We start from the raw sequence: 21,358 nt of genomic DNA, 5'->3' as shown, positions 1-21,358 counted from the left end.
AGGGGGTCAACTTTGGTGCACGCAGCAATTTGAGGGTTCGCCCGCCACAAAGTGACGCGCGAACCCTTATCGGCGCAGGAAGGGACAGTGCTGCGCAGATGCCGGGTTCGATCGGAATGGAAACAGCCAGGACCGGTGCGAGCAACCGTCGACCTTTTCCATGGAATCCTCCCGGAACGTGCAGCCAGCAACGGCCACGCGCCGCCACGGTTCCGGGTCACGCGGCAAACCCACCCTTTGCGCGCAAGGATCAGACTTAGGTCCTGCGGCAACACGTCGGTTGGTCCCTGCCGGGCGGGACCGAAGCCCCGTCGACGGAACGTTTTCAGCTGCCTTCCGTTCGAGTGAGCCTTGGCGTGAAGAGCGGACCGAGTTCGCAAAGGAGACGACCATGAGAATGCATCTTTCCACCGCGGTGGCGGGATTTTTGCTGCTGGCAGGCATCGGCGCCGCTGCGGCGCAAGACGTTGTCATCGAACCGCAGCAGGAAACGGTCATCAAGGAGTATGTGAAGAAGCAGCCGCTGGCCTCGGTGAAAATCCCTGGGGTGGAGCTCAATATCGGCTCGACGCTCCCCGATACCGTCGAGCTTCATGAAGTCCCCAACGTCAAATACCGCTATGTCGTCGTCGACAACCGCACCGTCGTCGTCGACCCAGGCACGCGCAAGATCGTCAAGATCATCGAGTGACGTGAAAGCTCGGGCAGTCGTCGCTCAGCAGGAACCCGCCGTGCCGTCGAGGCGGGGGCCTCACAGGCAGTTTCAATGCGAACAATCAGCAGACTTTTTGATTCCCATGACCAGGCGGCGCGAGCCGTCGAAGCACTTCAGGCGGCAGGAATTGCGCGCCACCAGATCAGTATCATCGGACCCTACGACGACGAAATCGGCGCCGTCTTGCGCGGTCCAGGCACCGGTGCCGCCCTTGGCGCGGCGGGTTTGTTGGCCGGCCTCGGCGCCTTCGATATCCCCGGCATCGATCCCCTCGGCGCGGGATGGCTGGCATCGGCCCTCGTCGGTGCAGCCTTGGGCTGCGTTGCCGGCAGACTTTTCGGCGCATTGTCCGATATCGGCAAGCAGCCAGGCAAGCCAGATGCCGCACAAGGTGTGATCCTGGTGCTGGCGCATGTCGATGAAAGGCAGGCAGACAGCGCACAGGCGGTGCTTGGGGCTTCCGTTCAGGCAACGCAGTCTTTGGCCAGGGCGGCATGAAGGTTCAGCTCGGGCAAGGCGCTTGACCAGGCCGCGCAGCGGGGCGGCGATCCAAGCGCGAATTCAAAAATCTCTGGCAAGCCGCCGCCAGAAAGTGTTGAACACCGTGCCGATCACATTCGGCGAGCGGTTGCGCTCGGCGAGGCTTGATGATTTGCTGTCGGTTTGCGGAGAACGAATAATGCATGAGCCTGTCGGTCAAGACGAATATGGGTCGACCAGCCCGTTCGATCCGGACGATCTGTCGAGGTTGAACGCAATCGGCCCGAGCGCCGGCAGCAACGATTTCGAGAAATACGCGGTCGCCGTGATCATCGTGTTCGGCGCCCTGATCATCGGTGGCCTGATGGCTGCCGGCTTGAGCTTCGGGCGCCGCAGCACCTTCTTTTTCGCGCTTGGTGGCGCCACCGCGGCATGGATATCCGGCAATGCGCTTCTGCTCGACCGGCCACGCATCTACGCCCTGTTCGTCGGCATCGCGGCGCTGATGCTGATAGCGTCCACGATCGCGCTGGTCACCTGATTCAGAGCGAAATCTTATTGTTGACCATGATCTTATCCGAAAAACCGATTCCCACTTTTGGGGTCTAATACCCGATAGCCTTGCCGGCTGCGGCGCGGCTGTCGATGGCGCCATTGTAGCGGGCGCCGCCACCCTTCTCGATTTCCGCCAGGCTCTTGCCGCCGACCAGGATGCCGGCCGCCTGGCCCCAGGTCGTGTCGGCAAGATCGAGGCGGTAGCCCATGCCGGTAAGCAGCTTTTCGGTATCGGGCGACAGGCCGAAAGGTTCGATATAGACCGTGTCGGGCAACCATTGGTGATGGATGCGCGGTGCGTCGATGGCCTCCTGGATGTTCATACCGTGGTCGACGACGTTGACGATCGCCTCCAGCGTGATGGTGATGATGCGTGAACCGCCGGGGCTGCCGATGACCATGAACGGCTTGCCGTCTTTGGCGAGGATGGTCGGGCTCATCGACGACAGCGGCGTCTTTTTCGGCGCAATCGCATTCGCCTCGCCCTGGACGAGGCCATAGAGATTGGGCACGCCGGGTTTCTGGGTGAAATCGTCCATCTCGTTGTTGAGCAGGATGCCGGTGCCGGCGGCGACAACGCCGGCGCCGAAAGAGCCGTTCAGCGTGTAGGTTACCGCGACGGCATTGCCATCATTGTCGATGATCGAAAAATGCGTCGTCTCTTTGCTCTCGCCAAAACCCTTCGGCATCAATTCCTGCGAGACGCCGGCCCGGAACGGATCGATCTTTTCACGAATTTCCCTGGCGTAATTCTTGTCGAGCAGTTTTGCGACCGGATTGTCGATGAAGCCGGGATCGCCGAGCGCCGAATTGCGGTCGACATAGGCGTGGCGCATCGCCTCGACCATGACGTGAACCGTCTCGGCCGAACCGGCGCCGAGATAGGACAGCGGATAGAACTCAAGCACGTTGAGGATCTCGCAGATGATGACGCCGCCGGAGCTCGGCGGCGGCGAGGAAATGATCTCGTAGCCGCGATAATTGCAGGTCACCGGCTTGAGCTCGCGCACCGCATAGCTTTCGAAATCAGCCCTGGCCAGAATGCCGCCCTTCTCGCCACTCGCCTTGACGATGGCGTCGGCGGTCGCGCCTTTGTAGAAGGCATCCGCCCCGCGGTCGGAAATGGCGGCCAGCGAAGCCGCGAGATCGGGCTGAACAAGCCGCTCGCCGACAGCATAGGGCTTGCCGTCCGGCTTGAGGAAAATGGCCGCCGCCGCTGGGTCCCTTGCCAACCGCTCCGCGCCGCCCTGGAGCGAGGCCGCATCGCCCTGCTCCAGCACGAAGCCTTCCTTGGCAAAGCGGATGGCCGGCGCCAGCAAGTCCTGCCGCGACAGCGTGCCGTATTTCTCCCGCGCCATCTCGAAACCAGCGACCGAGCCCGGCACGCCGACCGCCAGATAGCCGTCGAGACTGGCGCCTTTTACCGGCTTGCCGTCCTTGTCGAGATACATGGTTTTGGTCGCGGCCAGCGGCGCGCGCTCGCGAAAATCGAGGAAGGTCGAGCGGCCGTCCTTGAAGCGGATGGTCATGAAGCCGCCACCGCCGATATTGCCGGCGGTCGGGTAGACCACGGCCAGCGCATAGCCGACGGCGACCGCGGCATCGACCGCGTTTCCGCCCCTCTTCAGCACCTCGACGCCGACCTCAGACGCAAGATGCTGGGCGGTCACCACCATGCCGAGCTCGCCCTTCGCCGGCTGCGGCGAGGCGGCATAGGCGAGGAAGGGTACGAAGGTCAGGGTGAGGGAAAGGCTTACGGCAATCAGCGTCCGGCGGAAATTGTGCATGGCCGTGCTCCGAGGCGTGGGGTAGGCCTAGGAAACGCGCTTGGAGCGGTTGAGTCTACTGCGAAGATCGAAAGAATCGGGAGGGTTCGCACGCCTGTGCCGGTTCGCCTCGCAACCGCCGTTGCAATCTTCGGCGACTGCAACGGCATGGATCCTAGGGTCTCCGCTGCGTCGCGGAGACCCTAGGATCCATGCCGTAACTGCTGAGCGCCGCAGCGTTGGTACCAAGGCCACGCTTCATCGCGGCTCTCAGAATTTTTCAGTTATACAGCAACTTTGTTCTTGCTTTGTGCCGGCAGCTATGCTATTAATTTGGATATGGTGCTAATTGGCTCCAACGACCCGCCCTTCGTGGCGGGTTTTCATTTTCAGCCAATATCAAACAATCCCGCCGCCGACGCTCGCCACCGCCGGCCGTTCGGCTGCGACCTTCGCCCGGTAGCCCGCGGCGCGGTAGGCGGCGACCGGATCGATGGCGCCGCCGGTCTTCAGCCGCGCCATGGCAAGGATAGGCCGCAGCCACTGAGCATGGTACAGGCGTAAGCATGGCTGATCCGAAGCAATCCCAGATCCACAACTTCAAGGACGTAGCCCGCGGGCCTGAACGCGACGACGAGAAGCCCCTGGGCGAGCGGCTCAAGAAGCTGGTGAAGTACAAGCCGACAGAGAATCTGACGTGACCGATGAGCAGTTGGTTTTGGTAGCGATCCCATCGCTTGTGGCGGTTCTGCTCAATCGCGAACAGCAAAAGGGCTCGCCTTTGACTGAGGACGAAGTCGTGGCGATCAGGGACAGCGCCGCATGCATGGCGATGCCATACGACGTCGCCGCGCAGGTGGCGGAGAAGCGCGGCTATGATGACATCAGGCTTGAGAATGCTTGGGAAGACTGGAATGCGATCCGCCCAAGCCTGGGCTTATAAACGCAACAATCGCGATTGATTCGCACCGACGACCCGCCTTAGGCGGGTTTTCGTTTTTCAGCCAATATCAAACAATCCCGCCGCCGACGCTCGCCACCGCCGGCCGTTCGGCTGCGACCTTCGCCCGGTAGCCGGCGGCGCGGTAGGCGGCGACCGGATCGATGGCGCCGCCGGTCTTCAGCCGCGCCATGGCAAGGATAGGCTCGACGTCGGTGCGATAGGCTGTCTTCAGCGTCTGCGTCGCCATCAGCGCGTCATTAGCGTCCTGGAAGCCTTCGAGCGCCTTGCGGTCGACCAGCAGCGCCTGCGCATAGGCGCGCTGCACCTCGACCGCCGACAACATCAGGCTTTCTATCGGATCGGTGACGTTATGGCTCTGGTCGAGCATGTGGGCCGGATCGAAACCTTCGGCACCGGCAAGCTCGGCATCGACCAGTTCATTGAAGACGAGGAACAGCCGGTAGGGATCGATCGAGCCGGCGTCGAGATCGTCGTCGCCATATTTCGAATCGTTGAAATGGAAGCCGCCAAGTTTCTTGAACTGGATCAGTCGCGACACGATCATCTCGATGTTGACGTTGGGGGCGTGATGGCCAAGGTCGACCAGACAGAACGCCTTGTCGCCAAGCTCGTTGGCGATGATGTAGTTGGTGCCCCAATCCTGCACGACGGTCGAATAGAAGGCCGGCTCGTACATCTTGTGCTCGGTGAACAGTTTCCAGCCGTCCGGCAGTCCGGCATAGATCTCCTTCATCGCGTCGAGATAGCGCTCGAATGCCTTGGCGAAATTGACCTGGCCGGGAAAGTTCGAGCCGTCACCGATCCATACCGTCAGCGCTTTGGAGCCCAGCGTCCTGCCGATCTCGATGCATTCGAGATTATGCTCGACCGCCTGCCGGCGTGTCGCTGCATCGGCATGCGACAGCGAGCCGAATTTATAGGAAAGTTTTTGGTCCCTGGCGTCGGAGAAGGTGTTGGAGTTGATGGCGTCGAAGCCGAGGCCGAAGCGGGATGCCGCCTGCTTCAGCCGGTTCGGATCGGCCTTGTCCCAGGGAATATGCAGCGAGACGGTCGGCGTCGCCTGCGTCAATTGCCGGATGACGGCGCAGTCCTCGATCTTGTCGAAAATGTCACGCGGCTCTCCGGCGCCGGGAAAGCGGGCAAAGCGGGTGCCGCCGGTGCCGACGCCCCAGGACGGGATGGCGACGGCGAATTTCTCGACCTTGTCGCGGATGGCGTCGATGGCGATGCCGCGGCGGTCGAGGCGCTCGCCGAGGGACTCGTAGTCGCGCTTGAGATTGGCGTTGCGCGCGGCATTATCTTTCTCGACAACATCGGCGGAGATGATGGTTTCGGACACTAAAGTTTCCTCCCAAATGCGTTCGGTTGGCGCTGCCCCTCATCCGCCTGCCGGCACCTTCTCCCCGTATGGTAACGGGGAGAAGGGTAAAGCTCCGGCGTCGGCGCCAACCCTCAAACGACTGCTTATCGCGTAAAGCTCTGTGCGTTGCCGGCGTCGACGTTGATGATGTTACCGGTCGATTTGGCCGACATATCGGAGGCGAAGAAATAGATCGCCTCGGCGATGTCTTCGGGGAACACCGACCGCTTCAGCATCGAACGCGAGCGGTAGTGCTCCTCGAGATCGTCGGTCGACATCTTGTAGGCGGCGGCGCGCTGTTCCTTCCATTCGCCGCTCCAGATCTTCGAGCCGCGCAGCACGGCGTCGGGGTTGACGACATTGACCCTGATCTGCGCTTCCGCGCCTTCCAGCGCCAGGCAGCGTGCCAGATGGATTTCGGCGGCCTTGGCAGTGCAATAGGCGGCGGCGTTTGGCGATGCGGCAAGCCCATTCTTGGAGGCGACGAAGACGACGTTGCCGCCGATCTTCTGCGCCCGAAACAGCCGGAACGCCTCCCGCGAAACCAGGAAATAGCCGGTCGACAGGATGTCCATGTTCTTGTTCCACAGCGTCAGCGTGGTGTCCTCGATCGGCGCCGAGGAGGCCAGGCCGGCATTGGAGACCAGAATATCGATGCCGCCGAATTCGACCGCCGTTTCGGCAAAGCCGGAGATCACCTGATCCTCGGACGTGACGTTGATGACTACGGGCCGCACGAAATCCTTGCCATAGGCCTTGGCAAGCTCGTCATTGGCGCCGGCAAGGGCTGCTTCGTCGATATCGGCCAGCACGACGCACGCGCCCTCGCGCAGCAGCCGGTTGGCGGTGGCCCGGCCAATGCCGCCGGCGCCGCCGGTGACCAGCGCAATCTGGCCGGCAAGAGCCTTTGGTTTCGGCAGGCGCTGCAGCTTTGCCTCTTCGAGCAGCCAGTATTCGATGTCGAAGGCTTCCTGGTCGGGCAGGCCGACATAGGTCGAGACCGTCGAGGCACCGCGCATGACGTTGATGGCGTTGACGTAGAACTCGCCCGATATGCGCGCCGTCGCCTTGTCGCCGGCGAAGGTGAACATGCCAACGCCGGGCATCAGATAGACGACGGCGTTCGGATCGCGCACCGGTGGCGAATCCGCGTGCTTGCAGCGGTCATAATAGGCCCGGTAGCCGACGCGATACTCCGCCACATCATCGGCAAGACGGGCAATGACGGCATCGACGTCGGGATTTTGGGGGTCGAACTCGATGACCAGCGGCCGGATCTTGGTTCGCAGGAAGTGGTCCGGGCAGGACGTGCCGAGTGCCGCCAGCGGCCGCAAATCCCTGGAATTGACGAATTCGAGCACGGCAGGGGAATCGTCGAAATGGCCGAGCTTGTGGCTGTTCTCCGAGATCAGGCCACGGATCCTCGGCATCAGTTTTGCGGCCGCGGCGCGACGCGCAGGCGCATCGAGGGATTTGACTACTTCGCCGCCGAAAATCGGCTTGCCCTGGCTCTTGCGCTCGAACCAGTCGATCGCCTGGTTGATCACCGAGATCGTCGTCTCGTAGCATTCCTTCGGCGTGTCGCCCCAGCTGAACAGGCCATGACTGGCCAGTACGACACCCTTGGCTTCGGGGTTTTCGCGGCAGAATTTCTCCAGCCACAGGCCGAGCTCGAAGCCCGGACGTTTCCATGGCAGCCAGCCGATCGTGTCGCCGAAGATCTCCTTGGTCAGCGCCTGCGAATCCTTGGCGGCGGCAATGGCGATGATGGCATCGGGATGCATATGGTCGACATAAGGCTTCGGCACGAAGGCATGCAGCGGCGTGTCGATGGAAGCCGCGCGCGGGTTGAGGTTGAAGGTGCAATGGGGCAGATAGCCGACCATCTCGTCTTCATGTTCGAGGCCGCGATAGAGACCTTTCAGCGCGCGCAATTTGTCCATGTAGAGCGTGGCGAAGCCGTCGAGCTTGATCGAGGCGCTGTCGCCGCCCGAGCCCTTGACCCACAGCACTTCCACGCTCTCGCCGGTGAGCGGATCGTTTTGCCAGATCTTGGAGGAGGTGTTGCCGCCGCCATAATTGGTGACGCGCTTGTCGGAGCCAAGAACATTCGAGCGATAGACCAGACGTTCGGGCTCGCTCATTGCTTGCGCTTTTGCGTCATCCCAAAGATTGGCGAGGCGCGTGCCGGAGCGCTTGTCGAGCATAGGTATCCTCCCTTTGGGACACGCAAACGGCGCGGGTCCCTTTTGTACGAATTTCTACGCAAGCGGCGGCCTTGTCAATCACAAACGATCAATATCAGTCATATTGCATTGCACAATGAAATTATCTGATCGGAAATGATTGACACTGCGCGCTTTGGGTGACTAGATGCTCCGGCAGGGAGGAACCATGCACGAGAAAGAGCGCCACAGGATCATTCTGTCCGCCGTCCAGGAAAAGCCTGTGGTGACGGTGCAGGAGATGGTCGACCTGACGGAGTCGTCGGAGGCGACGATCCGGCGCGACATCGCGGCATTGCATGTGCAAAAACGGCTGCGCCGGGTGCGCGGCGGCGCCGAGGCGCTTTCGCCGCCGCAGTTCATCGGCCTTGCCGGCCGGCCCTTTTCCGTCAACGAGACCATCAACGCTTCGCAGAAGCGGGCAATCGCGCGGGAAGCCGTCGAACTGTGCAAGGACGGCGAGCCGATCATCATCAATGGCGGCACCACCACCTTCCAGATGGTGCATTTCCTGACCGGCCGCCGCATGCCGATCTTCACCAATTCCTTCCCGATCGCGGAGCACTTGCTCAGGCACTCCAAGAACACGGTGATGCTGTCGGGCGGCACCATCTACCGCGAGCAGAACATCATCCTGTCGCCGTTCGACAATGACGTGACGCGCAATTTCTACGCGCGCCGCATGTTCATGGGCGCGCAAGGGCTGGGGCCGCTCGGTCTTATGGAAGGCGACCCGCTGCTGATCCAGGCCGAGCAGAAACTGATCGACCAGGCAGACGAATTGGTGGTGCTGGTCGATTCCTCGAAGTTCCGCAAACGCTCGAGCCTGATCCTGTGCGGCCTGTCGCGCATCGCCACGGTGATCACCGACGACGCCATCGAGGACCGCGAAGCCAAGATGCTTGAGACCGCCGGCGTGACGCTGATCATCGCCCGCACAACGGCAACCAACAAGGAAGAATCTTCGCTGCAGGCCTGAGAACCACTCACGCCCGCAGCGGCGATGGAATGCAACGCTCAAGGGAGGATATTCGATGAGCTTTCTGAAGAAACTGATGGTTACGGCGGCGTTCTCCGCCGCCATGTTCGTGAATGCCGCCTACGCCGAAAACGTCAAGATCGCGCTGGTGGTGAAGTCGCTCGGCAACGGCTTCTTCGACGCCGCCAACAAGGGCGCCGAAGAGGCGGCCAAGGAGCTCGGCGATGTCGACATCATCTACACCGGCCCGACCAAGGCGACCGCCGAAGCGCAGATCGAAGTGGTCAATTCGCTGATCGCCCAGAAGGTCAATGCCATCGCCATTTCGGCGAACGACGCCGACGCGCTGGTGCCAGTGCTGAAGAAGGCGATGCAGCGCGGCATTACCGTCATCTCGTGGGATTCAGGCGTCGCGCCGGAAGGACGCCAGCTTCACCTCAACCCCTCCGATACCAACCTGATCGGCGAGACCATCATCAAGCTGGCCGCCGACTATCTGCCGGAAGGCGGCGATGTCGCCATCCTGTCGGCTTCTTCGACCGCGACCAACCAGAATGCCTGGATCGACGCGGCCAAGAAGGTGCTGCCGGAGAAGTTCCCCAAGATCAAGCTCGTCGCCACCGTCTATGGCGACGACGACTCGGCCAAGAGCACGGACGAAGCCAAGGGCCTGCTGAAGTCCTATCCGAACCTCAAGGCGATCATCGCACCGACCACGGTCGGCGTCGTTGCCGCCGCGCAGGTGGTGACCGATGAAGGCCTGATCGGCAAGGTCAACGTCACCGGCCTGGCGCTGCCGTCGGAGTTCAAAAAGTTCATCGACAATGGCGCCAGCCAGGCGGTTGCGCTGTGGAACCCGATCGATCTCGGCTACTCCGCCGTCTACCTCGCCCACGACCTGGCGGTGAAGAAGGAAGAGGCCAAGCCCGGTGCTACGCTGTCGATCGGCCGCGTCGGCAAGGTCACGCTCGACGACACCAACTCGGCTGCGATGGCTCCGCCCTTCCAGTTCGACAAGTCGAACATCGAAAAGTTCTCCAAGATCTATTGATCCTGGGACCTTCGAAACGGTGCGGCGGGGCTCAGGTTCCGCCGCGCTTTCAAACGAACCTTGCTACAGGGCTTGATACGATTATGGACACGACAGCCCAGCACGAAGTGGCACATGAAGCGCCTTTGTCATCCGGACCGCGCCTGACGCTGTCCGGCATCTCGAAAAGCTTTCCCGGCGTGCGGGCGCTGCACGATGTCGGCCTGTCGCTCTATCCCGGCCAGGTAACCGCGCTGATCGGCGAAAACGGCGCCGGCAAGTCGACGCTGGTCAAGATCATGACCGGCATCTACCAGCCGGATGCTGGCACGATCAGCATCGACGGCCAGCCGGTCACACTGCCCAGCGCCCACGCCGCGTTCGGGCATGGCATCACCGCCATCCACCAGGAAACCGTGCTGTTCGACGACCTGACGGTGGCCGAAAACATCTTCCTCGGCCATGCGCCGCGCACGCGTTTCAAAACCATCGACTGGCGCACCATGCGCAAGAATGCCCGCGAGGTGCTCGACACGATGGGCGCCGGCCATATCGACGCCGACGCCAGGCTGAAGGATCTCGGCATTGCCAACAAGCACCTAGTCGCGGTTGCCCGCGCCATGTCCATCGACGCGCGGATCGTCATCATGGACGAGCCGACGGCAGCGCTTTCGATGAAGGAGATCGAAGAGCTTTTCCTGCTGATCGAATTCCTCAAGAGCGACGGCAAGGCGATCCTGTTCATCAGCCACAAATTCGATGAGATCTACCACATCGCCGACCGCTATACCGTGTTCCGGGACGGCGAGATGGTCGGCGAAGGCCTGATCAAGGACGCCGGCCAGAGCCAGATCGTGCGCATGATGGTCGGCCGCTCGGTCGATCACATCTTTCCGCAGCGCAAGGCCGAGATCGGCGCGCCGGTGCTGGCCGTCTCCGGCCTGTCGCACCCGACCGAGTTCGACGACATAGGCTTCGAGCTGCACAGGGGCGAAATCCTCGGCTTCTACGGCCTTGTCGGCGCCGGGCGCAGCGAGGTGATGCAGGCGATATCAGGCATCACCCGCACCAGCGGCGGCACGATCACGCTGGAGGGTAAGGCAATCGCGCCGAAATCGGCGGCGGATTCGATCGACGCCGGCATCGTCTATGTGCCGGAGGAACGCGGCAAGCAAGGCGTGGTGATCGGCCTGCCGATCTTCCAGAATGTCTCGCTGCCCTCGCTCAAACGGACATCCAAGTCCGGCATATTGCGGCTGGCCGAAGAGTTCGCGCTGGCCCGCTCCTACACCGAGCGGCTCGATCTGCGCGCCTCCTCGCTCAGCCAGGACGTCGGCACGCTGTCGGGCGGCAACCAGCAGAAGATCGTCATCGCCAAATGGCTGGCGACCGCGCCCAAGGTGATCATCCTGGACGAGCCGACCAAGGGCATCGACATCGGCTCGAAGGCGGCCGTGCACGGCTTCATGGCCGAGCTCGTCGCGCAAGGCCTGTCGGTGATCATGGTGTCGTCCGAATTGCCGGAAATCCTCGGCATGTCGGACCGCGTCGTCGTTATGCGCGAGGGCCGCATTGCCGCGGTCTACGACAATAAAGGGCTCGACGCCGAAACCTTGGTCAGGACGGCAGCGGGGATCGCGGCATGAAGGCTCTTCTCAAACACCGCGAGGTCTGGCTGCTGGCGGCAATCGTCGTGCTGATCGGGCTGATCTCCACGCGGTTTCCAGGTTTTGCCGATCCGGCCAACCTGCGCCAGGTGTTCAACGACACGTCGATCCTGATGATCCTGGCGCTCGGCCAGATGGTCGTCATCCTGACCCGCTCGATCGATCTGTCGATGGCTTCAAATCTCTGCTTCACCGGCATGGTGGTGGCAATGCTGAACGCCGCGCATCCGGCGATCCCGATCCCGCTGCTGATCGTCATCGCACTTCTGGTCGGCCTGGTGCTCGGCGCCATCAACGGCCTGCTGGTATGGCGGCTGAACATTCCCTCGATCGTGGTAACGCTCGGCACCCTCACCATCTACCGCGGCGCCACGTTCGTTATTTCAGGCGGCGCCTGGGTCAACGCCGACCAGATGAGCGCTGAGTTCATCGGCCTGCAGCGTGCGGCTTTCCTCGGCATTCCGGTACTGTCGTGGATCGCCCTGCTGGTCATTGCATTGTTTTTCCTCGTGATGACGCGCACCGCGCTCGGCCGCTCGATCTATGCCATCGGCGTCAACCCGACCGCATCGGTCTATGCCGGCATCGATGTCGGCCGGACGAAATTCATCGTCTTCTGCATCTCGGGGATGATCGGCGGCCTCTGCGGCTATCTGTGGATTTCGCGCTACGTCATCGCCTCGGTCGAGGTCGCCAACGGCTATGAGCTCAACATCATCGCCGCCTGCGTCATCGGCGGCATCTCGATCGCCGGCGGCATCGGCTCGGTCGGCGGCGCCGTGCTCGGTGCGCTGTTCCTCGGTATCATCTCCAACGCGCTGCCGGTCATCAATATCTCGCCCTTCTGGCAGATGGCGATTTCAGGCAGCGCCATCATCCTGGCCGTGGTGCTCAACGCGCGCGGCGAACGCCGGCAAGGCCGCATCATCCTCAAGAAAGCGGAAGCGGCATGACCGACACCCCTGCCCCACGCCACATTCCCGATCGGCTCGACAAGCCGTTGACGTCGGCGGTCTTCTCCTGGGAGGCGCTTCTGGTCGTCGTGGCGGTTGCCATCTTTGCCGTCAACAGCTTTGCCTCGCCCTACTTCCTCGACGCGTGGTCGCTGTCGGACCTGACCTTCAACTTCACGGAAAAGGCGCTGATCGCGCTGGCCATGGCGCTGCTGATCATCTCCGGCGAAATCGACCTGTCGGTGGCCGCCATCATCGCGCTGGCGTCAACAATGATGGGCATGGCGGTGCAGGCCGGCGCCGGCATGCCTGAACTGGTGGCAATCGGCCTCGTCGCCGGGCTCGGCTGCGGCGCCTTCAACGGACTGCTCGTCACCAGGCTCGGCTTGCCGTCGATCGTCGTCACCATCGGCACGATGAGCCTGTTTCGCGGCATTGCCTTCATCATCCTCGGCGACCAGGCCTACAAGGGCTATCCCGCGAGCTTCGCCTTCTTCGGCCAGGGCTATGTCTGGTGGGTGGTGTCGTTCGAACTGACGCTTTTCCTGGTCGCGGCAGTCGTCTACTGGTTCCTTCTGCACCGGACGAGCTTCGGCCGCCGGGTCTTTGCCATCGGTAACAACCCGGTCGCGGCGCAGTTTTCCGGCGTACGCGTCGGCCGTATCAAATTCATCCTGTTTTGCCTGACCGGCCTGATGGCGGGCATCGCCTCGGTGCTGATCACATCGCGGCTCGGCTCGACCCGGCCGTCGATCGCGCAGGGCTACGAGCTGGAAGTCATCACCATGGTGGTGCTTGGTGGCGTCAGCATCCTGGGCGGGGCCGGCAGCATAGTGGGCGTCGTGCTCGCGGCCTTCATCATGGGGCTGGTGACCTTCGGCCTCGGCCTGCTCAATGTGCCAGGGATTGTTATGTCGATCTTCATCGGCCTGCTGCTGATCATCGTCATCGCGCTGCCGATCCTGTGGCGGCGAGTACGGCGGGAGCGCTTTGCCTGATGCCGGAGAAATACGCGTTCAAGATGAAGCTCAATCCGGGCATGAAGGCCGAATACAAGAAGCGCCACGACGACATCTGGCCGTCGCTGGTCGCGCTGCTCAAGCAGGCCGGTATCTCCGATTACTCGATCCATCTCGACGAAGAGACCAACACCTTGTTCGGCGTGCTGTGGCGCCGTGACGACCACGGCATGGACGAATTGCCGAAGCATCCGGTGATGCAGCGTTGGTGGGCCGGGATGGCGGACATCATGGAGACCAAGCCGAACAACGAGCCGGTGGCGGTGCCGCTGGAAACAATGTTCCATATGGAATGACCCGCCACGTCGCCGTCATCGATATCGGCAAGACCAACGCCAAGGTGACGCTGGTCGATCTTGCCGCAGCAAGCGAAGTCACGCTGCGCAGGATGGTGAACGAGCCGGTTCGGCAAGGCCCATACCCGCACCATGACGTCGAGCGGTTATGGGCGTTTATCCTTGGCAGCCTGGCCGAGATCGACTGCGAGCAGCGCATCGATGCGATATCGATCACCACCCATGGCGCAACGTCCGTGCTGGTCGACGCATCAGGCGAACTGGCGCTGCCGGTGCTCGACTACGAATTCGACGGTCCGGATGCCCTTGCCGGGGACTATGACACGATCCGTCCGGCGTTCTCCGAGACCGGCACGCCGCGCCTGCCGGCCGGCCTCAATCTCGGCGCGCAGCTGTTCTGGCAGCAGAAGCGCTTTCCGGCGGATTTCGCCAGAACCGCCGCGATCCTGATGTATCCGCAATACTGGGCCTTGCGCCTGACCGGCGTCGCCGCCAGCGAGATGACTTCGCTCGGCTGCCACACCGATCTGTGGAACCCGTGGAAAGCGGATTTTTCGTCGCTGGTCGACCGGCTGCAATGGCGCCGGCTAATGGCGCCGGTGCGGCCGGCGAAGGACCGCCTCGGGCCGATCCTGCCCGCGCTTGCGACACGGACCGGGCTCGACCCGCAAACGCCGGTGTTTTGCGGCCTGCACGATTCCAACGCCTCGCTGCTGCCACATCTCCTGTCCGACCGACCGCCTTTCTCCGTGGTCTCGACCGGCACCTGGGTGGTGTCGATGGCGGTTGGCGGCAACAAGATCGCGCTCGACCCGGCCTGCGATACGCTGGTCAATGTCAACGCGCTCGGCGATCCCGTGCCGTCGGCGCGCTTCATGGGTGGCCGCGAGTTTTCCGTGCTGACCGAGGGCCAATCGGAGAACTGGACGGAAGACGATGTTGCCACGGTGCTGGCGCGCAAGACGTCCCTATTGCCCTCGACCCAACAGGGTTCGGGCCCGTTTCCGCATCATACCGCATCATGGCTTAACGCGGACGGTATGAGCGTCGGCCAGCGCTTTGTCACCATCTCGTTCTACCTGGCGCTGATGACCGCGACCTGCCTCGACCTGATCGGCGCGGACGGTCCAACCATCGTCGAAGGACCCTTCGCCCGCAACCGGCTGTTCACCCGCATGCTGGCTGCGGCGACGGCGCGTGGCGTCATCGCCTCCGAGGCCGCCACCGGCACCAGTATCGGCGCCGCCTTGCTGGCGTCGGACCAGGGGACACCGCAAGGCAGAGGCGAAAGGACCGAACCGTCGGCCGATCCACTCTGGACAAGTTACGTGCGCTCCTGGCGTTCAACGGTCGACGAACGAGCCTGACCGCCGAGCTCATGCCGCCCTGATGCCCGGAGATGCCTAGCCCGCATAGAGCAATCCTTGCGGATCGATCTCCGGCTTGCGGCCGGCAACTATGTCGGCAAGGAACTTTCCCGAGCCGCAGGCCATGGTCCAGCCGAGATGACCGTGGCCGGTGTCGAGGTAGAGATTGTCGTACCGCGCCCGGCCGATGACCGGCACGGAGTTTGGCATCATCGGGCGAAGTCCAGCCCAGACCTCGGCCTTGCTCTCGTCGAAAGCGCCGGGGAACAGGTCCTTGCCGGTGTTCAGGATCGAGTTGAAATCGCGTGGCTTGAACGTGCGGTCGAACCCGGTGAACTCCGCCGTCGAGGACATCCGCAGCCGATTTCCCAGCCTGGAATAGCCGATCAGCCGGTCCTCGTCGGCGCCACCCATGATCGGCCCCTTGCTTTCATCTTCCAGCGGAACAGTCACGGTATAGCCCTTCACGGGATACACGGGCAGATCGATGCCGTAGCGGCGGCCGAGCAGACCGCTCTCCGGCCCCATGGAAATGACCACTGCGTCACCCGCCACCGGGCCGGCCGAGGTCATCACGGCGCGCACCCGGTCGCCGTCGATGTCGAGGCCTTCGACCGTGGTGCCGTAGAGGAATTGGACGCCGAGTTTCTCGGCGGCATAGGCAGCGAGGTTCTGCGTGAATTGGCTGGAGTCGCCGGTCTGGTCGATCGGCGAATAGACGCCGCCGGCTATCTTGTCCTTGGCGCCGGCAAGGCCGGGCTCGAGCTCGACCAGCCGGTCGCGGCCGACGATCTCGATCGGCAGGCCGTGTTCGCCGAGATAGCGATAGTTGTCGGTGCCGGTATCGAAGCTCTGCTGCGAGCGGAAGAAATAGAGAATGCCTTTCTTGCGCTCGTCATAGTGGATGCCGGTTTCGGCCGAGACGGCGTTGATGCAGTCGCGCGAATAGAGCGCCAGACGAAGCTTGACGTCGGTGTTGGCGCGCATGCGCTTATGCGTGCACTGGCGCAGGAAGCGCAGGCTCCAGGCGAAAAAATACGGATCGAAGCGCAGCCGCACCTTGATGCCGAGATCGTGGTTGTAGAGGCCGCGCAGGAACGTCTTCAGCGCGGCGGGCGAGGCCCAGGCGGTGGCATCCCCGGGCGACACCAGGCCGGCATTCGACCGGCTGGTGCCGCGTGCCGCCGCCGGATGGCGCTCGATCACCGTCACCTCATGGCCGTCGCTGGCCAGATAAAAGGCCGCCGCCGTACCGACGACGCCGGCCCCAAGCACCAGGATTTTCATTCCGCCCCCAGCGCGCTGAGCCAACCTTTGCGGAGAGCCCTTCTTCACCCCAGAGCCGAATTCTTGCTGGTCAGGATGCGCTCCCAGGCAAGCGCATCGGCAACGATCTGGTCGAGGTTGTCGCGCTGCGGGGTCCAGCCGAGCTCGCCGCGCGCCAGCTCCGAATTGGCGACGACCGCGGCGGCGTCGCCGGCGCGGCGATCGCCCATCCGCACGTCGAAATCATGGCCGAAGACGCGGCGGACGCTGTCGATGACCTCGAGCACCGAATAGCCGTGGCTGTAACCACAATTGGCGACCAGGCTCGATCCGCCGGCACGCAGCCGCTGAAGCGCCAACCGATGCGCCGCCGCCAGGTCGCTGACGTGGATATAGTCGCGCATGCAGGTACCGTCCGGCGTCGGATAGTCGGTGCCGAACACCTGCATGAAGGGGCGCTTGCCGAGCGCCGTCTCGCAGGCGACCTTGATCAGATGCGTGGCACCGGGCGTCGATTGGCCGGTGCGGCCCTTCGGATCGGCGCCGGCGACGTTGAAATAGCGCAGCGCCGTATAGCGCAACCCATGGGCAATCGCCGCGTCGCGCAGCATCCATTCGCTCATCAGCTTGGACAGGCCATAGGGCGATTCCGGCGCAAGCCGGGCATCCTCGCGCACCGGCTCCAGGCCGGCGCCGCCATAGACGGCGGCGGTCGAGGAAAAGATGAAATTGGGCACGCCTTCGCGCACCGCGGTCTCGATCAAGGTGCGCGTCTTGCAGGTGTTGTTCTCGTAATAGGCAAGCGGGTCGGCGACCGATTCGGGGACCACGATCGAGCCGGCGAAATGGATGATCGCGTCGACCTTATTGTCGCGAATGATCGAGGCGACCAGTTCCCTGTCGGCGACGTCGCCGACGACGAGCTTTGCTTCCGGGGCGACCGCCCATTCAAAGCCGGTGGAAAGCCGGTCGAGGACGACGACGTTGTCGCCCGTGTCCAGCAATTCCCAGACCATATGGCTACCGATATAGCCGGCACCGCCTGTCACCAAAACCGTCATCCGCATCCTCGCTATTCATGATTTGTCGGAACTGTCTCAATCGTCGCCGTACTGGAAAATCTGCCGCCAGGCCATTAAAACCTGCGGTAACCAGTCTCATCGGCGCGTGGCATTGTCCTGAAACAAGATTGATCCACATCAAGGGAATAGGCCACGTTCCGTGGTCGTTAGGAACAGGCACGGGGCGTGGCATTTTGACCAAAAAGGCCAGGTGGACGCCGAAAAGGCCAATGACTATGATCCCGCGCAAAACTGGGAAGGCGACATGAATTACCAGCGGTTTTTCGAGGAAGCGATCGACCAGCTCCATGCGGAGCGTCGCTACCGCGTCTTCGCCGACCTTGAGCGTATCGTCGGGAAATTCCCGCGCGCCATCTGGCGCGCCAATGGCCGCGCCGAGGAAATCACCGTCTGGTGCTCCAACGACTATCTCGGCATGGGCCAGCATCCCGACGTCATTGCCGCGTTCCAGAAGGCGGCAGGCAAGATGGGGTCGGGGGCCGGCGGCACCCGCAACATTTCCGGCACCAGCAACCCGCTGGTCGAGCTCGAACTGGAGCTGGCCGACCTGCACGACAAGGAAGCCGCACTGGTTTTCACCTCCGGCTTCGTTTCCAACGAGGCGTCGATCTCGACCATTGCAAAGCTGCTTCCCAATTGCCTGATCATCTCGGACGAGCTCAACCACGCTTCGATGATCGAGGGCGTGCGGCGCTCAGGCGCCGAGAAGAAGATCTTCCGCCATAACGACGTCGCGCATCTCGAAAGCCTGCTGCAGACGGCCGGCCGCGAGCGCGCCAAGCTGATTGTCTTCGAGAGCGTCTATTCGATGGACGGCGACATCGCGCCGATCAAGCAGATCGTCGATCTCGCCGAGCGCTACAACGCCATGACCTACATCGACGAGGTCCACGCCGTCGGCATGTACGGGCCGCGCGGCGGCGGCATCACCGAGCGCGAAGGGCTGGCCGACCGCATCGACATCATCGAGGGCACGCTGGCCAAGGCGTTCGGTACGCTTGGCGGCTACATCGCCGGCAACACTGCGGTGATCGACGCGGTGCGCTCCTATGCGCCGGGCTTCATCTTCACCACGGCGTTGCCGCCGGCGATCGCCGCCGCGGCAACCACCTCGATCCGCCATCTCAAGCGCTCGCAGGCCGAGCGCGATGCGCAGCTGCGTCAGGCGACACGGACCAAGCAAGTGCTGGCCGCGGCCGGCCTGCCGGTGATGGAGTCGCCTACCCACATCGTGCCCCTTCTGGTCGGCGATCCCGAGCTCTGCAAGATGGCCAGCGACCGCCTGCTCGGTGTGCACGGCATCTATATCCAGCCGATCAACTATCCGACGGTGCCGCGCGGCACCGAGCGGCTGCGCATCACGCCTACACCGTTCCATTCGGACGCGTTGATTGCGTCCCTGCAGGACGCGCTGGTCGAGACATGGGATGCGTTGGGGATTCCCTACGGTTCGGCGGGCCGACCGTCGGTCGCCAAGAGCGACCGCGTCATTCCGTTGCTGGTGCCGAAGTCGGGCGGGTGAAGGTTCCGCCTGGACGAAGTGCTGCCTGTTGTTCAACGCAGCAGCGCTCAAAGGTTACGGCATGGATCCTAGGGTCTCCGCTACGTCGCTTCGCTCCTGCTACGCCCTAGGATGACGAACGTGTGGTGGCGTAAGGCCAATCGCGGACGTCGGAGATTGGCTGGAAGCCTCCCTTCGCTTCGTCATCCTAGGGCGGAGCGAACGCGAAGCGGAGCGCAGACCCTAGGATCCATGCCGTTACAGCGGCCGAGAAGTGCAGCGATCCAGGTTGCCTGCGCCCGTATCCGGCTCCGTCCGACCTGAACCTCACATATTCTTCATCCATTTCGCCAGCCGGTGCGCGGCTTCCTCGAGCTGGTCGAGACGGCGGTGGAAGCACAGCCTGAGGAAGGCTTCGCCGCCGGGGCCGAAGGCGGTGCCGGGAGCCAGGCCGACATTGGCGCGGTCGACCATGTCGAAGGCGGCAGCGCGGGAATCGGAGATGCCGTCGACCGCGAAGAACAGATAGAATGCGCCCTGCGGCACGGTGAACCGCGCCCTGCCGGTTTCGGCGAGAATGCCGCACACCAGGTCGCGCGCCGCCCTCGCCCGCTCCACCTGCTCGACGATGAAGGCGTCGCCCTCATCGAGGGCAACGACGGCGCCGCGCTGCATGAACTGCGCAACGCCGGACGTCGAATACTGGACCAGGTTCTCGAACACCTGCTGCAAGGCGGGATGGATCTTGATCCAGCCGATGCGCCAGCCGGTCATCGCCCAGTTCTTGGAAAAGGAATTGACGAACAGGATGCGGTCCTCATCGGCCATGATGTCGATGAAGGACGCCGCCCGGCCGTGACCGTAATGAAACAGCGAATAGATCTCGTCGGCGATGATCCACAGGCCCCTTTCACGGGCAAGGTCGAGGATCGCCTGCAGCGTCTCCTTGTCGGCGGTCCAGCCGGTCGGGTTGGACGGCGTGTTGACGAACAGCGCCTTGGTCCGCGGCGTGATCGCCGCTGCGATCTTGTCGACATCGCAGGACCAGCCATTGCCCGACTGGTCGAGCGTGACCGCGACTGGAACAGCGCCCGCGACGCCGGCGGCGGCGGCGAAGTTCGGCCATGCCGGCGACAGGTAGACGAGTTCGTCGCCCTTGCCGGCCACCGCATCGATGGCCATCTGGATGGCGTGCATGCCGGAGCCGGTGACGATGAATTCCTCGTTGGCGAAAGTCTTGCCGAAATGCCTGGTGTAGTAGCGGGCGAGCGCCTGCCTGAGTTCGGGAATGCCCCGCTGCCAGGTGTAGAAGGTCTCGCCGCCGGCGAGTGCCTTGGCGGCTGCATCGGTGATGAAGGCAGGCGTCGGCAGGTCGCCCTCGCCGGCCCAGAGCGGGATCATGCCGTCGCGGCCGCGGCCGCGGTTCATGACGGCGACAATGCCGCTTTCAGGCGCCGCCCGCGCTTCGGCGCGCAGAGTATCGATCAGGGTCATGGATGGGTCCGTTTTCGTTTGCTCGACTGCTAGCGTGTTTCAGGGCGGACGAAAACAGAAAACCCCGGGCGCAAGCGACCGGGGTTTTGGTCCAGAAAGTTGCCGCAGGCGCTATTTTCTGGCGAGGAGATCGCGAATTTCGGTGAGCAGCGCGACGTCGGCCGGTGGCGGGGCAACCGGGGCGGCCGGTTTCTCGCGCTCCAGCCGCTGGCGCAGATTGTTCACCGCCTTGACCATCAGGAAGATGATGAAGGCGAGAATGAGAAAATTCAGCGCCACGGTGATGAAGCTGCCATAGGCGAAGACCGCGCCCTGTTTCTTTGCCTCAGCCAGCGATGTGGCGTTAACGGCCGAGGACAAGGGCAGAAAATAGTTGTTGAAGTCCAATCCGCCCAAAATCGCCCCGATGACCGGCATGATGATGTCGTCGACCAGCGAGGTGACGATCTTGCCGAAGGCAGCGCCAATGATGACGGCGACGGCCAGGTCCATCACATTGCCCCTTGAAATGAATTCCTGAAATTCTTTCAGCATTCGACCCTCCTTGTCCTGACCGGCCGTGCTGCCGTCCACGCCTCGGCATCGACCGGCCGGCAGAATAGCAAAAACCTGCGGTTGCGACAGGCGCAAAGACGTGTT

The 21,358-nt window shown here is 63.0% G+C and carries 20 protein-coding genes and 1 pseudogene; 13 read left to right on the top strand and 8 right to left on the bottom strand.

What is annotated here, in order from left to right:
- Nucleotides 1-391: 391 nt before the first annotated feature.
- The 3 genes from NKH90_RS10730 to NKH90_RS10720 all read left to right on the top strand — a co-directional run bounded on the left by NKH90_RS10730 (nt 392) and on the right by NKH90_RS10720 (nt 1,736).
- On the top strand, nt 392-691 hold the full coding sequence (locus NKH90_RS10730) for a DUF1236 domain-containing protein (protein ID WP_352488261.1): 300 nt from the start codon (nt 392-394) through the stop codon (nt 689-691).
- A gap of 75 nt (nt 692-766) precedes the next feature.
- Entirely contained in the window at nt 767-1,213 is a 447-nt protein-coding gene (locus NKH90_RS10725) for a hypothetical protein (protein ID WP_352541327.1), read from the top strand.
- A gap of 181 nt (nt 1,214-1,394) precedes the next feature.
- Entirely contained in the window at nt 1,395-1,736 is a 342-nt protein-coding gene (locus tag NKH90_RS10720; protein WP_292663955.1) for a hypothetical protein, read from the top strand.
- Nucleotides 1,737-1,800: 64 nt separating this feature from the next.
- On the opposite strand, the gene ggt is transcribed toward NKH90_RS10720, so the two are convergent.
- Both ggt and NKH90_RS10710 read right to left on the bottom strand, forming a co-directional pair.
- Nucleotides 1,801-3,537 (bottom strand): gamma-glutamyltransferase, encoded by a 1,737-nt coding sequence (gene ggt, locus NKH90_RS10715; protein WP_352819310.1) that lies wholly within the window; start codon nt 3,535-3,537, stop codon nt 1,801-1,803.
- Nucleotides 3,538-3,915: 378 nt separating this feature from the next.
- Nucleotides 3,916-4,056: pseudogene (locus tag NKH90_RS10710) on the bottom strand (sugar isomerase); the annotation flags it as partial.
- A gap of 26 nt (nt 4,057-4,082) precedes the next feature.
- On the opposite strand from NKH90_RS10710, the gene NKH90_RS10705 reads away from it, so the two are divergent.
- A complete protein-coding gene (locus NKH90_RS10705; protein ID WP_352470139.1) occupies nt 4,083-4,217 on the top strand; it encodes a hypothetical protein in 135 nt (44 codons plus the stop codon).
- Nucleotides 4,214-4,459 (top strand): hypothetical protein, encoded by a 246-nt coding sequence (locus NKH90_RS10700; protein ID WP_352470138.1) that lies wholly within the window; start codon nt 4,214-4,216, stop codon nt 4,457-4,459. The genes NKH90_RS10705 and NKH90_RS10700 overlap by 4 nt, the downstream gene beginning before the upstream one ends.
- A gap of 67 nt (nt 4,460-4,526) precedes the next feature.
- Here NKH90_RS10700 and rhaI read toward each other — a convergent pair whose 3' ends face one another.
- Together rhaI and NKH90_RS10690 are read right to left on the bottom strand one after the other, a co-directional pair.
- Nucleotides 4,527-5,819 (bottom strand): L-rhamnose catabolism isomerase, encoded by a 1,293-nt coding sequence (rhaI, locus tag NKH90_RS10695; protein ID WP_352470137.1) that lies wholly within the window; start codon nt 5,817-5,819, stop codon nt 4,527-4,529.
- Between the two features lie 125 nt (nt 5,820-5,944).
- Nucleotides 5,945-8,047: a bifunctional rhamnulose-1-phosphate aldolase/short-chain dehydrogenase gene (locus tag NKH90_RS10690; protein ID WP_352819308.1), complete on the bottom strand. Its 2,103-nt coding sequence runs from the start codon at nt 8,045-8,047 to the stop codon at nt 5,945-5,947.
- A 187-nt stretch (nt 8,048-8,234) separates the two neighbouring features.
- On the opposite strand from NKH90_RS10690, the gene NKH90_RS10685 reads away from it, so the two are divergent.
- The 7 genes from NKH90_RS10685 (at nt 8,235) to NKH90_RS10655 (ending at nt 15,376) form a co-directional block, all read left to right on the top strand.
- Complete coding sequence (locus tag NKH90_RS10685) at nt 8,235-9,044, top strand: DeoR/GlpR family DNA-binding transcription regulator (RefSeq protein WP_352488252.1); 810 nt, start codon at nt 8,235-8,237, stop codon at nt 9,042-9,044.
- A 55-nt stretch (nt 9,045-9,099) separates the two neighbouring features.
- Complete coding sequence (gene rhaS, locus NKH90_RS10680; protein WP_352448664.1) at nt 9,100-10,095, top strand: rhamnose ABC transporter substrate-binding protein; 996 nt, start codon at nt 9,100-9,102, stop codon at nt 10,093-10,095.
- A gap of 83 nt (nt 10,096-10,178) precedes the next feature.
- Complete coding sequence (locus tag NKH90_RS10675) at nt 10,179-11,720, top strand: sugar ABC transporter ATP-binding protein (RefSeq protein ID WP_352819305.1); 1,542 nt, start codon at nt 10,179-10,181, stop codon at nt 11,718-11,720.
- Entirely contained in the window at nt 11,717-12,694 is a 978-nt protein-coding gene (locus tag NKH90_RS10670; protein WP_352613932.1) for an ABC transporter permease, read from the top strand. The genes NKH90_RS10675 and NKH90_RS10670 overlap by 4 nt, the downstream gene beginning before the upstream one ends.
- Complete coding sequence (locus NKH90_RS10665; RefSeq protein ID WP_352819303.1) at nt 12,691-13,692, top strand: ABC transporter permease; 1,002 nt, start codon at nt 12,691-12,693, stop codon at nt 13,690-13,692. The genes NKH90_RS10670 and NKH90_RS10665 overlap by 4 nt, the downstream gene beginning before the upstream one ends.
- On the top strand, nt 13,692-14,009 hold the full coding sequence (gene rhaM, locus NKH90_RS10660) for an L-rhamnose mutarotase (RefSeq protein WP_352819301.1): 318 nt from the start codon (nt 13,692-13,694) through the stop codon (nt 14,007-14,009). Before NKH90_RS10665 ends, rhaM begins: the two co-directional genes overlap by 1 nt.
- Nucleotides 14,006-15,376 (top strand): FGGY-family carbohydrate kinase, encoded by a 1,371-nt coding sequence (locus tag NKH90_RS10655; protein WP_352819300.1) that lies wholly within the window; start codon nt 14,006-14,008, stop codon nt 15,374-15,376. The genes rhaM and NKH90_RS10655 overlap by 4 nt, the downstream gene beginning before the upstream one ends.
- A 36-nt stretch (nt 15,377-15,412) precedes the next feature.
- On the opposite strand, the gene NKH90_RS10650 is transcribed toward NKH90_RS10655, so the two are convergent.
- Together NKH90_RS10650 and galE are read right to left on the bottom strand one after the other, a co-directional pair.
- On the bottom strand, nt 15,413-16,663 hold the full coding sequence (locus tag NKH90_RS10650) for a D-amino acid dehydrogenase (protein WP_352501717.1): 1,251 nt from the start codon (nt 16,661-16,663) through the stop codon (nt 15,413-15,415).
- A gap of 44 nt (nt 16,664-16,707) precedes the next feature.
- Nucleotides 16,708-17,703: a UDP-glucose 4-epimerase GalE gene (gene galE, locus NKH90_RS10645; protein ID WP_352448657.1), complete on the bottom strand. Its 996-nt coding sequence runs from the start codon at nt 17,701-17,703 to the stop codon at nt 16,708-16,710.
- A gap of 265 nt (nt 17,704-17,968) precedes the next feature.
- Between galE and hemA the strand changes: the two genes are divergently transcribed.
- Nucleotides 17,969-19,246: a 5-aminolevulinate synthase gene (gene hemA, locus NKH90_RS10640; protein WP_352448656.1), complete on the top strand. Its 1,278-nt coding sequence runs from the start codon at nt 17,969-17,971 to the stop codon at nt 19,244-19,246.
- Between the two features lie 306 nt (nt 19,247-19,552).
- On the opposite strand, the gene NKH90_RS10635 is transcribed toward hemA, so the two are convergent.
- On the bottom strand, nt 19,553-20,719 hold the full coding sequence (locus NKH90_RS10635; protein WP_352819298.1) for a pyridoxal phosphate-dependent aminotransferase: 1,167 nt from the start codon (nt 20,717-20,719) through the stop codon (nt 19,553-19,555).
- Between the two features lie 111 nt (nt 20,720-20,830).
- Nucleotides 20,831-21,253, bottom strand: a complete 423-nt coding sequence (mscL, locus tag NKH90_RS10630; protein ID WP_352488570.1) for a large conductance mechanosensitive channel protein MscL — start codon at nt 21,251-21,253, stop codon at nt 20,831-20,833.
- Nucleotides 21,254-21,358: the final 105 nt, after the last annotated feature.

It is taken from the genome of Mesorhizobium sp. M0898, from assembly GCF_040319695.1.
In the GTDB taxonomy this organism is placed as follows: Bacteria; Pseudomonadota; Alphaproteobacteria; order Rhizobiales; family Rhizobiaceae; genus Mesorhizobium.
Note: the sequence above shows the minus strand (reverse complement) of the source record. Positions and strands in the feature narration are given on the sequence as shown.